We start from the raw sequence: 14686 nt of genomic DNA, 5'->3' as shown, positions 1-14686 counted from the left end.
TGCCTACTGTGGCCCGCCGCCGACCGCGGACTATGGCCTTCCGCCCTGCCGGGGTGGGGTTGTCCCCACCCCGGCCCCCGTCCGTCCGTCCAGCCGGGCCGTCCGTCCAGCCGGGCCGTCCGTCCAGCGGGGCCGTTCGTCCAGCGGGGGAGTGCGGGTCAGGCGCCGGAGAGGTAGTCCTTGAAGGAGATGCCGGTGAGGCGCTCGTAGGCCTCGACGTAACGGGCGCGGGTCGCCTCGACGACGTCGTCCGGCAGCTCCGGGCCGGGCTCGGTCTTGTCCCAACCGGTGCTGACCAGGTAGTCCCGGATGAACTGCTTGTCGAACGACGGCTGCGAGCTGCCGGGAGCCCAGGTGTCCTCGGGCCAGAACCGGGACGAGTCGGGGGTGAGCACCTCGTCGGCCAGACGTAGGGTGCCCTCGGCATCGTGGCCGAACTCGAACTTGGTGTCGGCGAGCAGGATGCCGCGCTCGGCGGCCAGGTCGCTGGCCCGGCCGAAGATCTGCAGGGTGAGTCGCTCGAGCTCCGCGGCGAGCTCCGCGCCGACCCGGCCGGCGGCGTCGTCCCGGCTGATGTTCTCGTCGTGCTGGCCGATCGGTGCCTTCGTGGACGGGGTGTAGATCGTCGTGGGCAGCTTGCTGCCGTCGACCAGGCCTTCGGGCAGCGGGTGGCCGCTGACGGCGCCGCTGCGGTTGTAGTCCTTCAGACCGCTGCCGGTGAGGTAGCCGCGGGCCACGCACTCGATCAGCACCATGTCCAGGCGGCGGCACAGCATCGACCGGCCGCGCAGCTGCTCGGTGTACGGCGCGAGCTCGGCCGGATACTCATCCACGTTGGAACTGATGACGTGGGACGGGACGAGATCGGCGAGCTGGTCGAACCACCACAGCGACAGCCCGGTCAGCACGGCGCCCTTGTCCGGGATCTCGGTGGGCAGGACCACGTCGAACGCCGAGATCCGGTCGCTGGCGACCAGGAGCACGGCGTCGTCCCCGACGGCGAACAGCTCCCGCACCTTGCCCGAACCCAGGTGGGTGAGCCCGGCGAACTCCTCATGTGTCAGCGGCATGTCCTGACCGTACCCATCCTCACCTGCTGCTGGTTCGGTTCCACCGCGTCCGGTGAATCGCCGGCCGATGGCCGCGGCATCCCGTGTGATCGGCAGATCATGATCGATGGTGGGCCCTGTTGGGTGGCGGAGGCTGACGGGAGCAGGGCTGCGTGGACATCTGGCGCGCTTGTCTGGTCGGTGCGGGACGACCTGAGCATGGGATCTACGGGACGGTCCTGACGGCGGGGCTGATCGCCGCGCAGGATCCGAAGGTCGACCCGCTCGGGCAGATCGTCATCGACGTCCTGATCACGGTGGCCGTGTTCTGGCTGGCCCATGGCTACGCGCACGCGGTCGCCCGGCCGCTTGGGCCCGACGAGGTGCCGGGGCCGCCGCGGCGGGGACTGCGGCTGGCCCGGTCGGCCATGGTGGAGAACTGGCCGCTGGCCCGGGCCTCGGTCCTCCCGATCGCCGTGCTGGCGCTGGTCCGGCTGCTGGGTGCGTCGATGGACGACGCGCAGGAGGCCGCGTTGTGGACCTGCGTCGTCCTGCTGACCCTGTGGGGCCTGCGGGCCGGCCAGGCCGCGGGTCTGGGCGGCTGGCGGCTGGTGCGCTACACCAGCGGCAGCGCCCTGCTCGGTGTGGTGCTCGTCGTCCTCGAGATCGCGATCCACTGACGATCGGAAGCCGGCTCGCCGCGAGGCCAGCTGGTGCGCCGCGAGGCCAGCTGGTGCGCGTCCCGTCCCGCCCCGCCACGCCCCGCAACCGGCCTCAGAGCAAGATCGGTCTACGCGGGTCGTTGTGGGGGCATATCGGACACGAACACCCCCACGGCGACCCCTGTGCACCCTGCATACCCGTAGCCCTCGATGGCCGCGTCGCGGAGCGTGGTCATGGTCGGTGGGCGGCGCTGTGCTGTCTGAACAAGCCGGCAGGGTCTCCATGTCTGACATCGTGGCCGACTTCGGTGCGATGATCCATGCGGACGACGTCGACCATCTAGCTGATCTTCCGTATGCGGAGCGTTCCGCTTTCCTGTTGGATCTCTCGTTGCTCGGAGAGGCCGTCGGTCGGGTCTGCGCGGCGAACGATCCGGGTTTTCTGCGGATCAACTACGAGGTTCTCGGGAACCTCTGGCCGCATCTGCACGGCCACGTGCGTGCCCGGTACACCTGGGAGGAGGAGCGTTTCCGGGTGGGGCCCGTGCATCTGTACGGCGAGGTGCGCCGCGATGCGCAGTACGCTGCCGGCCCGGCGCACGATGCCCTGCGCGCCCAGCTCATCGACAGACTTCGCGCGGTCACCCGGGAGGCCTACGGCGAGGATGAGCGTCGCCGCTGAGAGAACGGGAGGCGGGGTCTGTGCGCTGGCAGGTGACGGGTCGGCGGCTCGCCTTCGCCACGCCGTGGCTCGGCGTGTGGTTTCTGGACGTGGAACGGCCCGACGGCACGGCCGGCGAGTATCACGTGGTGCAGCTGCGGGACCTGGCGGTGGTCGCCGCCGTGGACGAGACGGACCGGGTGCTGATGATGTGGCGACACCGGATCGCCACGGACAGCTGGGGGTGGGAACTTCCCATGGGTCTGGTCGAGGACGGCGAGGATCCGCAGGCCGCCGGAGCGCGGGAACTCGAGGAGGAGACCGGCTGGCAGCCCGGGACGATCAGCCCACTGATCTATGCGGAACCCGCCGGTGGAATTACCAACACCCGCCATTTTCTTTTCCGCGCCGACGGCTGTGTCCAGGTCGGTGCACCCACCGAACGCAACGAATCCGACCGTGTCGCGTGGATCCCGCTCGCCGAGCTGCGCGGGATGATCGAACGCCGGGAGGTCGTCAGTGGCGCCACGATCGTCGGCGTGCTGTCGTTGCTGCTCGGTCGTCCTGCTCACCCTGCTTGACGTCGAGCCCTCCTCCCTGCAGGCCGGGCTGGACCAGGTGCGGGCCTCCTACGGATCGATGCAGAACTACGCGACCGAGGGGCTCGGTCTGAGCCCCCGGACGCTGCGGGCCCTGCGGACAAAGCTCCTCGTCGGTCAGGCCCGACAGCCCCCGTGTCACGGCGGACGGCACGCTCCGCGGCGAGCAGGAGGACGCGCGGATCCAGCGGGCATCCTCCTGCTCGTCCTGCGGGACGCTCGTCGAAAAGCTGCCGTTGAACATCCGGGAATGGGCCTGCGCTTGTGGTGCGGTCCACGACCGGGATGTGAACGCGGCACGGAATGTTCTCGCGGCGGGGCTCGCCGTGATCGCCTGCGGAGACGGAGTGAGACCACCCCACTCCTAGAGTGGGGAGGCGTCTGTCAGTGAAACAGGAAAACCTGTCCGCGAGGGTGGGAATCCCCGGTCTTCAGGCCGGGGAGGATGTCAAGACACTGACCAGTACGGAAACCGCCGGCGCGGATGCGGCCAGGCCGACGACGCGGCTCGGGTTCAACACCCGGGTGTCCTTTACCGCCGGCGAGGCGGGACGCGGGCTGCGTGACGGCATCGAGCTGTTCAGGGCGGCCGAGGAGCTCGGCTACCAGTCCGGCTGGGCCTACCAGCGGCACTTCGACAACTACCTGTCCTCGCCGCTGCCGTTCTTCGCCGCCGCCGGGCAGCACACCAGCCGGATCACCTTCGGCAGTGCGGTCATCCCGATGCGCTACCAGGAGCCGATCCTGCTGGCCGAGGCGGCCGGCACCACCGACCTGCTCACCGGCGGACGGCTCCAGCTGGCCTTCTCCAGCGGTTCCGACACCTGGGACGACGTCTTCGGCGCCGTCGACACGGACGCCCGCACCGAGGGCCAGCGGCGGCTACGCCGGTTCCTGGCCGGTGTCTCCGGCGAGGTGCTGCACACCGTCACCGAGCATCGGCCGCCCGGCCCCCCGGTCGGCACCGAGCTGCGGGTGACCCCGCACAGCCCGGGCCTGCGCGAACGCATCTGGTACGGCTCCGGTCACGTCGACTCGGCGGTGAACGCGGCCCGGCTCGGGCTACGGCTGATCACCGGGACCATTCTGCGTGGACTGGCCGAGGGGGAGACCTTCGGCGAGTACCAGGCCCGCCTCATCGGCGAGTACCGGGCCGCCTGGACGGCCACCCACGGCACCCCGCCGCCGCCGGTCGCGGTGTCCGCGTCCGTGCTGCCCGGGCCGACCGGCGAGCTGCGCGAGACCTACGCCGCCTACGACCTGGAACGACGCACCTACGGGCCGGCCGCGTCCCGGCCGCAGGGCGCCCTGCCGCCGATCAGACTCGCCGAGCTGCCGGCCGGCTTCGCGATGAGCCCGGTCTACCACGGAGATCCGGACGCGGTGGCCGCGGCGGTGCTCGCCGACCCGGGTATCTCGGTCGCCGACGAACTGGTGCTGTTCCTGCCGCCGGCCTTCGGCCTCGACCAGAACATCCGCCTGATCACCGACCTGGCCACCACCGTCGCCCCGGCCCTCGGCTGGACCCCGGCCGATCCCACGTAGGCCACGCCTGACCGGATTTGATCGACTACGCTTCTGGAGTGGATGCCTCGCTCCCGACGGAGAACAGTCTTCCGTTCGGTAGACCTGGCCGGTTCTGGCGAGGAAATCTGCACACCCATACGGACCGGTCCGACGGGGCGCTGTCGCCGGCGGAGACGGCGCGGCACTACCGGCAGGCCGGTTACGACTTCCTGGCGATCACCGATCATTTTCGAGCCAGGTTCGGGTTCCCGCTGGTCGACACCCGTGACCTGCGCACCGAGGGATTCACGACCCTGATCGGTGCCGAGCTGCACGCGCCGCGTACGGAGTTCTCCGACGAGTGGCACATCATCGCGGTCGGCCTGCCCCTGGGCTTCCCGCCGCCGGGGCCTGGGGAGACCGGCCCGGCACTGGCCCGCCGGGCGCGGGCGGCGGGTGCGTTCATCGGTATGGCGCATCCGGCGGCGTCCCTGCTCACCCTGGCGGATGCCGAAAGCCTCGACGCGGCCCACGCCGTCGAGGTGTTCAACGCACTGGCGGCACTGGAGGACCGCGGCGACAGCTGGCACCTCACCGACATCCTGCTGGGCCGTGGCCACCGCCTGGGTGCCTACGCCGCCGACGACGCGCATTTCCAGCCTCAGGATCCGCCGGCCTGCGCCGGCTGGGTGCACGTCCGCGCCGTCGCCCTCGATCCGAACGAACTCCTGGCCGCTCTCAAAGCCGGCCACTACTACGCGAGCACCGGCCCCGAACTACACGATGTCGAGCTGCGTGAGGGTCAGATCACCGTCCGGTGTTCGCCGGTGCGCAGGATCCTGCTGACCGGTGGCGTCCCGGGCAAGCAGGTGCTGGTGGGAAAAGAACTGACGGAAGGCTCACTCCCGGTCGCGATGTTCGGTGACGGCTACTGCCGGGTCACCGTCGAGGACGCCGCCGGCGGCCGCGCCTGGACCAACCCCATCCACCTTCGACGTCCCGCTCAGGTCAGGGCGGCCAGCGCGTCGAAGACGCCGGTGAGGCGTTCGGTGTAGCGCTCGGGGCGGCTGACCTCGTCCAGGCGGGGCTCGTCCAGGGGGAGATCGCGTTCGGCGGCCTGTTTGCGCAGGGTGTCGCGGAAGGGGATACCGGTCTGCCAGGTCTCCATCGCCGCGGCCTGGGTGATGGCGTAGGCGTCCTCGCGGGACAGGCCCGTCTCGACCAGTTCGAGCAGCACCGCCGAGGTGTAGACCAGGCCGCCGGTGGCGTCCAGGTTCGCCCGCATCCGGGCGGTGTCGACGACCAGGCCGCGGACCAGCCGGGTGGTCAGGTGCAGCAGGTAGTCGACGCCGGCGGACGCGTCCGGCAGGGCGATCCGCTCGGTGGACGAGTGGGAGATGTCCCGCTCATGCCACAGCGGCACACCTTCGAGCACCGGGACGTACTGGGCGCGGACGATCCGGGCGAGGCCGGCGATGCGCTCCGACATGATCGGGTTCTTCTTGTGCGGCATCGCCGAGGAACCCTTCTGCCCGGAGCCGAACGGCTCGGACAGTTCGCGGACCTCGGTGCGCTGGCCGTGGCGGACCTCCAGCGCGATCGCCTCACACACGGTGGCGAGCCCCGCGAGCGCGGCCACCCAGTTCGCGATGCCGTCGCGCAGCACCACCTGGGTGGCGACCGGGGTCGGGCGCAGCCCCAGCTTCTCGGCGACGTGGATCTCGACGTCCGGCTCGATGTTGGAGTAGGTGCCCACCGCGCCGGAGATCTTCGCGAGGCCGACCTCCGTGCGGGCGGTGCGCAGCCGGTCACGGCAGCGGGCCAGGCCGAACGCGAGGTCGGCGACCCGGTGGCCGAACACGGTCGGTTCCCCGTGGATGCCGTGGGTGCGTCCGACCCGCAGGGTGTTCCGGTGCTCGAGGCCAAGATCACGCAGGGCGGCGACCAGGGTGTCGGCCTTCGCGAGCAGCAGGTCGGTGGCCTCGACGAGCTGCAGGGCGAGCGCGGTGTCGAGCAGGTCCGACGAGGTCATCCCGAAATGGACGTAGGCGGCGGCCGAGCGGGGCTCGGTGTTGTCCGCCCAGGCCGACAGGAAGGCGATCACGTCATGCTGGGTGACGGCCTCGATCTCGGCGACCGCCTCGGGCGTCGGCGCGGGGGCGGCCCGGACCGGTTCGACGCTGTCGGCGGGAATCCGGCCGGCGGCGGCATGGGCCTCGCAGACCAGCACCTCGACCTGACACCACAGTTCGTACTTGTGTGCCTCCGACCAGACCCGGCCCATCTCGGGCAGGGTGTAGCGGCCGATCACTGACCGGCGCCGACGCTGGCCCCGGCGCCCGCGGTGGCGTCCGCGGGGGCGGCGAGCGCGGCGAGGCCGTCGGCGGCGGCGCGCTCGAAGTCATCCTTGAACTCGGCGAGCCGCAGGCTCAGGTCCGGGTCGGCAAGCGCCAGGATCTGGGTGGCGAGGATCGCCGCGTTCGTCGAGTTGTTCAGGCCGACGGTCGCCACCGGCACACCCGGCGGCATCTGCGCGATCGCGAGCATCGAGTCCATCCCGTCCAGCGCCCCACCGGAGATCGGCACGCCGATGACCGGCAGTGTCGTCATGGACGCGACGGCGCCGGGCAGCGCCGCGGCCAGGCCCGCCCCGGCGATCACCACGGAGATCCCGCGGCCGCGCAGCTGACCCACGTACTCGGCCAGTGCGCGCGGTGCGCGGTGCGCCGAGATCGACACCTCCTCGTACCCCACGCCGAACCGCTCGAGGGTCGCGCCGGCCTTGCTCATCGTCTGGGCGTCCGACGGCGATCCGAAGACGATGGCCACCCGTGCCTGCCCCGGCGCGCTGCTGCTCTGCGACACGCTCTGCTCCTGTCCCTGTCGATATCGTTGTCAGTGCCCGCGCGTCAGGCGCCGGCGGTGTGGCGCATCCGGGACGGATCCCCGATGTCGGTGCGGTAGTGCGCGCCGGCCAGCGAGATCCGGCTGACCGCCTCATATGCAGATCCTCGTGCGGATTCCAGGTTGGAGCCGATCGCCGTGACGGACAGCACGCGCCCGCCGGCCGACACCACCTGACCATGCTCGTCCCGCCTGGTCCCCGCATGCAGGACGTCCACGCCGGTGAGGGCATCGGCCGCGGCCAGGCCCCGGATCGGATCACCCAGCCGCGGTGACTGCGGGTAGCCGGCCGCGGCGACGACGACGGTGATCGCGGCGCCCGAACGGAACCGCGGTGTGGTCCGTCCCGTCAACACGTCGGTCAGCGGGGTCGACAGCAGCGCGAGGATCGCCTGCGTCTCGGGATCACCGAACCGGACGTTGAACTCCACCACCCGCAGGCCCCTGCCGGTCAGCGCCAACCCCGCGTACAGCAACCCGCTGAACGGGGTGCCGCGCCGCGCCATCTCGTCGACCGTCGGCCGGATCACCTTCTGGACGATCTCGGCGGACAGCCCGTGCGACGCCCACGGCAACGGGGTGTACGCACCCATCCCGCCGGTGTTGGGCCCGGTGTCCCCGTCTCCCACCCGCTTGTGATCCTGTGCCGGGAGCAACGGCATGATCGCCCCGGACTCGGTGACGATCGCGAACAGCGACACCTCCGGCCCGTCCAGGTACTCCTCGAGGACGACCCGGTCATCCGGCCCGCGCAGACTCGCCCGCACCGCCGCGACGGCGGCCTCGCGATCCTCGGTGACGGTGACGCCCTTACCCGCCGCGAGCCCGTCGTACTTGACGACGTACGGCGGGCCGAACGCGTCCAGATCGGCGAGCGCCGGCTCGACCTCGGTATGGTCGCGGGCGGCCGCCGTCGGCACCCCCGCCGCACGCATCACCTGCTTCGCGAACGCCTTACTACCCTCAAGCCGCGCCGCCGCCGCGCTCGGCCCGAACACGGCGAGCCCCCGACGGCGCACCTCGTCCGCCGCCCCTGCGACCAGCGGCACCTCCGGCCCGATCACCGTCAGATCCGCGCCCACCTGTTCGGCGAGCACCGCGACCGCGTCCGGATCGCCGACATCCAACGAGCGCGGCTCGGCGATGTCCGCCGTACCCGCGTTACCCGGGGCGCAGACCAGCGCGTCCACCCGCGGATCACGGGCCAGCGCCCGGCACAACGCGTGCTCACGCCCACCCGAGCCGACGACCAGAATCCTCATGCGCTTCCCTCATCGACGTCGGAGCGCCGATACCGAAATGCGAGCCAGCCGGGTCGAGTCACCCTGACACACTAGCGTGCCAGCTGATCATCTCGCCCGCCGTGCGAGTTTGCTCGCTTCGGCTTCGGCGGTGTCACAGGCCGACGCCGGATCGCCAGAGAAGGTGTGCCATCCCGTGGACGAGTTGGAGTGCGCAGCGTCGGGCGTCGACCTCGGCCATGCCCGCCACGATGGCGGCGGCGTCGACGGGCCAGACCCGGACCTCGCGTCCGAGCACCGTCAGCGGGGCCGGATCGTCGCGGCCCTCGAAGGTGCGACCGTCCGGCTCGACGAAAAGGTGCAGGGAACGACCCGCCGTGGGGAACGACTCGCACCGCCAGTAGAGCAGGGGCCAGGCCTGGAGCCGCTCTCGCCGGTGCGGTCGGCGTCGGCGACGCTCCTGGGACGTGCCCGGTCGTCCGGTGACCCGGTGGTGTCGCTGCGATCCGCGCCGCCCTTCGGTCTCGTGCCGCGAGCCGTCGGGGCCGCTCAGATCATCGGCGTGGGGCGGGTCGGCGACCAGGTGGTGCGGATCGTCGGCGAGGTGGTGGGCCTCGTCGGCGAGGTGCTGCGGGTCGGCGGCCAGGGGGGGTGGGTCGTCCGGGCGGGGTGGGCGGCCGTCGAGGTGATGCCAGGGGTCGAGGCGATCAAGATGGTCGAGGCGGCGCAGCTGGTCGATGCCGGTGGTGGGGCCTGGGCTGGTGCCGAGGTCGATGCCACTGCCGAGGTCGAGGCTGGCATCGGGGTGCGAGGGGACGGGGTGTCGGGTGGTGGATCGGCGCGGCCGGGCACCGTAGGCACGGACGGTCACGGGGGGGACGAGGTGCTCCGCGGCGCAGAAGTCGAGGAAGTCGCGGAGCTGGGCGTCGACGTGGTTCGCGACGGCGGCGGCGCGTTCGAGTCGTTGGGCCTCGGCCCGCTTGGAACTGCGGATGGCGTGGCTGCCGCGGAGCAGGACATCGGTGAGGGTCTCGGGCAGGGCTTCGCCGGTGGGGGAGAAGCCGACCGGCCAGGCATCCGAGTCGGTGGGGTCGGCGCGGTGCAGGTAGCGGCGGCGCACCGCGGGGACGAGGGCCGTGGACGGTACCGGGGCCGCCTGGCCGGGCACAGAGCGATCATCACCCGATGACCGCGAGCCGATTGTGGTCACCGCCTTCACCCCACCCCACTATCGCAGTCCGTGACTGCACCAGCGTCACTGGTAACTCTGCGTTACGCAAGTGAGTGGCGTGGCGGAGCACGGGCCCGGCCGGGCCGGGGCGAGGTGAGGCGGGGTGAAGGTCGGGACGGAACGAGGCGGAACGGAACCAGACGGAACGGGCGGGGAGAGGTGCGGTCAGACCAGGTCGTTGATGACGAGGGTCTGGTCGCGACCGGGGCCGACGCCGATCGCGGACACGGGGGCGCCGGAGAACTCCTCCAGGGCGCGGATGTAGTCCTTGGCGTTGGCGGGCAGATCCGCGAAGTCGCGGACGGCGGAGAGGTCCTCGTGCCAGCCGGGGAGCTCGGTGTAGATCGGCTTGGCATGGTGGAACTCGGTCTGGGTCATCGGCATCTCGTCGACGCGTTCGCCGCCGATGTCGTAGCCGACGCAGATCGGCACCCGGTCGAAGCCGGAGAGCACGTCCAGCTTGGTGAGGAAGAGATCGGTCAGGCCGTTGACCCGGACCGCGTACCGGGCGATCACCGCGTCGAACCAGCCGGTGCGCCGGGCCCGGCCGGTGGTGACGCCGAACTCGCCGCCGATGCGGCGCAGCTCCTCGCCGACCTTGTTGTCCAGTTCGGTGGGGAACGGGCCGGACCCGACCCGGGTGGTGTAGGCCTTGATGATGCCGATCACCCGGTTGATCTTCGTCGGGCCGATGCCGGCACCGGTGGCGGCGTAGCCGGCGGTCGGGTTGGACGAGGTGACGAACGGGTACGTGCCGTGGTCGACGTCGAGCAGGGTGCCCTGGGAGCCCTCCAACAGGACGACCTTGCCCTCGCGCAGGGCGGTGTCCAGGATGAGGCCGGTGTCGGCGATGTGCGGGCCCAGGCGCTTGGCGTACTCGGCGTACTCGTCGCACACCTCGTCGAGTTCGATCCGGCGCCGGTTGTAGACCTTGACGAGGACCTGGTTCTTCTCCCGCAGCACGAGCTCGAGCTTCTTGCGGAAGATGCCCGGGTCGAGCAGGTCCTGCACGCGGATGCCGGTGCGGGCCACCTTGTCACCGTAGGTCGGGCCGATGCCGCGACCGGTGGTGCCGATCCGGGCCTTGCCGAGGTAGCGCTCGATCACCCGGTCCAACGCCCGGTGATGCGGCATGATCAGATGCGCGTTGGCGCTGATCAGCAGGCGGGAGACGTCGATCCCACGGGCGGCGAGGCCGTCCATCTCGGTGAGCAGCACGCCGGGGTCGATGACGACCCCGTTGCCGATCACCGGGATGCAGTCGGCACGCAGGATGCCACTGGGGATCAGATGCAGCGCGTAGCTGTCCGCCCCGATGACCACCGTGTGGCCGGCGTTGTTGCCGCCCTGATAGCGAACGACGTAGTCGACGGCGCCGCCCAACAGGTCGGTCGCCTTTCCTTTTCCCTCGTCGCCCCACTGGGCGCCGATGAGGACGAGAGCGGGCACTCGGGCGAGGTTACTAGGGATGACCGCCGCGCGTGGCCGAAGTGTCAGGTCAGACAGCGTCCGACCGTACGGACCGGCTCCGCGGGAGGCCTCCGACGGGCCTCAGACCAGGCCGAGGGCGCCGGCGACGGTGGGGTCGCTGTCGGCGAGGAAGGTGCGGCAACGGTCGGCCTCGGCCGTCTCGCCGATGACGGCGGCGGCCTGGCCGAGGACGGCGAGCGCACGCAGGAAACCGCGGTTGGGCTCGTGGGACCAGGGGATCGGACCGATGCCCCGCCAGCCGGCGCGGCGCAGCGCGTCCAGCCCCCGGTGGTAGCCGGTGCGGGCGTAGGCGTAGGCCTCGACCGTGCGACCCGCGGCGAAGGCCTGCTCGGCGAGAACCGCCCAGGCGGCGCTCAGCTCCGGCGTGGCCGCCGCGACGGCGCTGGGATCCGCACCGGCGGCCAGCGCAGCGGTGGCGGCCGCGTCCGAGGGCAACCGCGTGGGGGGCGGGCCGGACAGCAGGTTGTGACCGGCCGCGGTGCCGCCATGGCCGCTGTGGCTGCCGTGGCCCGAATCCGACGAGGTCATCATGACCTCATCCTGCCGCACCCGGTCGTGCGGTGCCGCACCGGGTCAGGAGCGGACGGTGACGTTCCACAGGTTCTCGCCGACCACACCGGCCTGGCCGTCGCTGGTCCGGGTCAGGTAGCCGTACAGCGCGGCGATGCCCTGCGACTGCGGGCCGAACTTGCCGTCGACGGTGAGCACGAAGCCCTTGTTGCGCATCGCGGCCTGCCAGACGAACGCGTCGGGCCGGACATCCCCGCCGTAGCTGGCGTTCAGGACGGTGCCGCTGAACGAGCCGTCGCCCATCTCCTGCCGGGCCCGGTCGAGGGTCATCGGCTGTTCGGCCGGGGTGAGGGCCTGCTCGATGACGTCACCGGAGCCGGAGCCGACGCTCGCCGGGCCGTTGTTGACCAGCCCCATCTTGCGGGAGCAGGACGGCCACGGCTGCCAGCCGCGGGAGTTGTACAGCTTGGCGGCGGCCTCGTCCTGGGTGGCCGGGGATGCCTGGTACGGGCGGCCGGAGTAGCCCAGGCCGTGCCAGGTCTGATCATCGAACTGGTAGGCGCCGGTGAAGCCGTTGCCCGTGTTGATCGCGTAGTTGCCGCCGGACTCGCACTGGCGGAGCTTGGCGAAGTCGTCAGCGGTGGCGGCCCCGGCCGGACTGGCGCCGACCGCGGTGACCGCGAGGCCGCTGCCCACCAGGGCGGTGACCGCGCCGGTGGTGCGCAGGATACGGGTCGCAGCCGAGGGGGCCTGCGCTGCCCGGTGCTTACCTCCACGCCGTGCTGACGGCATGTCAGTCCAATCCCGTGTCGCCTGCGGGGTGAGCTGTCGGGTTCGGACTGGGATGGCCCGGCCGGCGTGAGCCGACTTAACCCCAAGGACGTCCGGAGACGCCCGGTAGTGGTTCCCCCACTCCTGCCCATGTCGGTGCGCTCGGCCAGCCGCCTGGACAGTGGGCAGGACTCGGCGTCCGTCCCGACGGCATCGCCTGATGGCGAGTGAGCGGCACTCTAGCGATACCGGTCCAGGCCGTGCAAACCGGGGTGGTTCGTGGCAACCGGGCGACCCACGCACAAGGCGTGGCCCGGACGGGCCGCCCGATCGTGGAACACCGGTGCACCTCAGGGGTCGCTCCCGTGTACCCGAAGGGTTGGCCGGGTAGTACCTCGGTGCTCGGGGTGCCCCGGTGGGGGGTGGTGCGCCCGACCGGCCCGTTGACTCCCGCGCGCCGGAGATCGTCCGGGCTGTGCGGGGGGACCGGTCGGGTCGTGGCGTCACGCTGCCCGGCCTGTGCGGCCGGGGTGGGACGGCTGGCGCCGCCCGGGGCTTGTGTCCCCATGCCCCGGGCGGGTCGGACCAGATGCGGATGGTGCCGGATGGCGGCGTCGCAACCGGTCCAAGGACGCGTTGTGGGTGGCGTCCGGCTCAGTGCGGTGCGGCGGGTGGCTCAGCCGAAGGTGGCGTGCCATGTCGCCGGTCCGACGACACCGTCGGCGGCGAGACCCCTGGCGGACTGCAGCGCGCGGGCGGCAGCGGCGGAGCGTGGGCCGAAATGACCATCTGGGACGAGCGGGTAGCCGATCTGGCTCATCCGCGCCTGCCAGGCTCGTACGTCGGCGCGGTTCTGCCCGGCCAGCGCGGTCGAGAGGGTACGGGTGTACGAGGGCGTCGAGAGTGCCGCGGGGGCGACGGTCAGCGCGCCGCGCTGCGCGGTGCGGGACGCCTGCACCGCCGCGCCGGACGAGGAGCCGCCGGCGAGCTGCGCCGTGCCCATGCCACGGCCGCAGACCGGCCACTGCCCGAAGCCGGAACGCTGGGCCAGGCGCAGCGCGGCCTCGTCCTGGACCGCGGGTGCGGCCTGGTGCGGCAGGCCGGTGTAGCCGAGGCTGCGCCAGGTGCCGGCCGAGAACTGGTACGCCCCGAAGTAGCTGTTGCCGGTGTTCGTCGTGTAGTTACCGCCGGACTCGCACTGCCGCAGTCCTTCCCATGTGGTCGCCGCCTGCGCTGGACCGGCGACGGCGAGTGAGCCGCCGACCGCCGCTGCGAGAACTGGAGCAACCATGAGAACCCGCGCCCGTATACGGGTGCCGGCGCTCCATTGTCGGCCACTGGTACGTGCGTCGGACATGTATGTGTAGTCCTTCCCCACGCCTGCGAGGTGAGCTGTCGGATTCGGGCTGGGAACTGCCCGGTCATGCCAGGGACATCCTGGGACGCGCACAGACCGAAACCACGGCCGGTCTGGCGACGCATGACTTCACCCCTAGAGCATCGAATCCTTTCGATGCTCGGAGATGGTTCCCCCGTTCCTGCCACATGGTGACGGAGAAATCGCCGGTCGGGGGCAGGATTCGGCGTGCCGCCCGACGAATGCCGCACGTTGTCGTTCGGCACGGCGATGACCATAACCACGCCGTCCGGCGAGTCGCCAAGCATTGAATAGGGTGCGTGACCAACAGCACACTCGGCGTGGCTGCTTGGTGATGGGGTGCATTGGCTGGTAACGCGCGTGCGCGCCCGCTCATCAACCTGGCGACATCTTCGAATGGCCGTTTTGTGCGCGCCTGCTCACGCTGTTTGCCGATGGGGCACGATGGGCGGAGCGTAATGATTTATGTCGAACGCGTCACCTGGTCGCCGACACGCCGCGATGTGCGGCCGTATCCGACTGATGGCTTTGTGTGCAGATTCTGCCTTGATGGGGTTCGACATGGCAATACGCCGATGCTGGTCGATGCGTGGGCAGCTGTGAGATACGCAATGATCTGCAACCGGCTTGTTACATGGCTGTGATTTGGTCTCGCAAAGTAAATCGATCATGTCTCTGCGTGA

General features: G+C 71.0%; 15 protein-coding genes, 1 pseudogene and 2 riboswitches. Of the genes and pseudogenes, 7 read left to right on the top strand and 9 right to left on the bottom strand.

Annotated elements, in window-relative coordinates; all coding sequences use genetic code 11:
* Positions 1-158: 158 nt before the first annotated feature.
* Complete coding sequence (locus MXD59_RS01185) at positions 159-1070, bottom strand: phosphoribosylaminoimidazolesuccinocarboxamide synthase (RefSeq protein WP_163548864.1); 912 nt, start codon at positions 1068-1070, stop codon at positions 159-161.
* Between the two features lie 152 nt (positions 1071-1222).
* On the opposite strand from MXD59_RS01185, the gene MXD59_RS01180 reads away from it, so the two are divergent.
* The 7 genes and pseudogenes from MXD59_RS01180 to MXD59_RS01155 all read left to right on the top strand — a co-directional run bounded on the left by MXD59_RS01180 (position 1223) and on the right by MXD59_RS01155 (position 5532).
* Positions 1223-1729 carry a hypothetical protein gene (locus MXD59_RS01180; protein WP_248823067.1) on the top strand — a complete coding sequence of 169 codons (507 nt, stop codon included), beginning with the start codon at positions 1223-1225 and terminating at the stop codon, positions 1727-1729.
* 265 nt (positions 1730-1994) lie between these two features.
* A complete protein-coding gene (locus MXD59_RS01175) occupies positions 1995-2393 on the top strand; it encodes an HIT family protein (RefSeq protein WP_248823066.1) in 399 nt (132 codons plus the stop codon).
* Between the two features lie 20 nt (positions 2394-2413).
* Positions 2414-2953 carry an NUDIX hydrolase gene (locus MXD59_RS01170; RefSeq protein ID WP_248823065.1) on the top strand — a complete coding sequence of 180 codons (540 nt, stop codon included), beginning with the start codon at positions 2414-2416 and terminating at the stop codon, positions 2951-2953.
* Positions 2892-3023, top strand: a pseudogene (locus MXD59_RS27185) (hypothetical protein); the annotation flags it as partial. The gene MXD59_RS01170 and the pseudogene MXD59_RS27185, both read left to right, overlap by 62 nt.
* 130 nt (positions 3024-3153) lie before the next feature.
* Positions 3154-3339, top strand: coding sequence for a zinc ribbon domain-containing protein (locus MXD59_RS01165; RefSeq protein ID WP_308301620.1), 186 nt, complete (start codon positions 3154-3156; stop codon positions 3337-3339).
* A 19-nt stretch (positions 3340-3358) separates the two neighbouring features.
* A complete protein-coding gene (locus MXD59_RS01160) occupies positions 3359-4516 on the top strand; it encodes an LLM class flavin-dependent oxidoreductase (protein ID WP_248823064.1) in 1158 nt (385 codons plus the stop codon).
* Between the two features lie 38 nt (positions 4517-4554).
* Positions 4555-5532: a CehA/McbA family metallohydrolase gene (locus tag MXD59_RS01155; RefSeq protein ID WP_248823063.1), complete on the top strand. Its 978-nt coding sequence runs from the start codon at positions 4555-4557 to the stop codon at positions 5530-5532.
* Here MXD59_RS01155 and purB read toward each other — a convergent pair.
* From purB to MXD59_RS01115, 8 genes are all read right to left on the bottom strand, one after another.
* Positions 5481-6788: an adenylosuccinate lyase gene (gene purB / locus MXD59_RS01150; RefSeq protein WP_163550035.1), complete on the bottom strand. Its 1308-nt coding sequence runs from the start codon at positions 6786-6788 to the stop codon at positions 5481-5483. The two genes, MXD59_RS01155 and purB, sit on opposite strands and share 52 nt — an antisense overlap.
* Positions 6785-7342 carry a 5-(carboxyamino)imidazole ribonucleotide mutase gene (gene purE, locus MXD59_RS01145; RefSeq protein WP_248823062.1) on the bottom strand — a complete coding sequence of 186 codons (558 nt, stop codon included), beginning with the start codon at positions 7340-7342 and terminating at the stop codon, positions 6785-6787. Before purE ends, purB begins: the two co-directional genes overlap by 4 nt.
* Positions 7343-7386: 44 nt before the next feature.
* Positions 7387-8643, bottom strand: coding sequence for a phosphoribosylamine--glycine ligase (gene purD, locus MXD59_RS01140; protein WP_248823061.1), 1257 nt, complete (start codon positions 8641-8643; stop codon positions 7387-7389).
* Between the two features lie 133 nt (positions 8644-8776).
* Positions 8777-9790, bottom strand: coding sequence for a hypothetical protein (locus tag MXD59_RS01135; protein WP_248823060.1), 1014 nt, complete (start codon positions 9788-9790; stop codon positions 8777-8779).
* Between the two features lie 228 nt (positions 9791-10018).
* A complete protein-coding gene (locus MXD59_RS01130; protein ID WP_248823059.1) occupies positions 10019-11302 on the bottom strand; it encodes an adenylosuccinate synthase in 1284 nt (427 codons plus the stop codon).
* Between the two features lie 102 nt (positions 11303-11404).
* Entirely contained in the window at positions 11405-11875 is a 471-nt protein-coding gene (locus tag MXD59_RS01125; protein ID WP_248823058.1) for a DUF3151 domain-containing protein, read from the bottom strand.
* Positions 11876-11917: 42 nt separating this feature from the next.
* Entirely contained in the window at positions 11918-12646 is a 729-nt protein-coding gene (locus MXD59_RS01120; RefSeq protein WP_248823057.1) for a transglycosylase family protein, read from the bottom strand.
* A gap of 2 nt (positions 12647-12648) precedes the next feature.
* Positions 12649-12794, bottom strand: a riboswitch (cyclic di-AMP (ydaO/yuaA leader).
* 507 nt (positions 12795-13301) lie between these two features.
* The gene (locus MXD59_RS01115) at positions 13302-13982 is read right to left on the bottom strand and encodes a transglycosylase family protein (protein WP_248823056.1); all 681 of its coding nucleotides are present in this window, start codon (positions 13980-13982) and stop codon (positions 13302-13304) included.
* Between the two features lie 7 nt (positions 13983-13989).
* Positions 13990-14220: riboswitch (cyclic di-AMP (ydaO/yuaA leader) on the bottom strand.
* Between the last annotated feature and the right edge of the window lie 466 nt (positions 14221-14686).

It is taken from the genome of Frankia umida (assembly GCF_023242945.1).
Taxonomy (GTDB): Bacteria; Actinomycetota; Actinomycetes; order Frankiales; family Frankiaceae; genus Frankia; species Frankia umida.
Note: the sequence above shows the minus strand (reverse complement) of the source record. Positions and strands in the feature narration are given on the sequence as shown.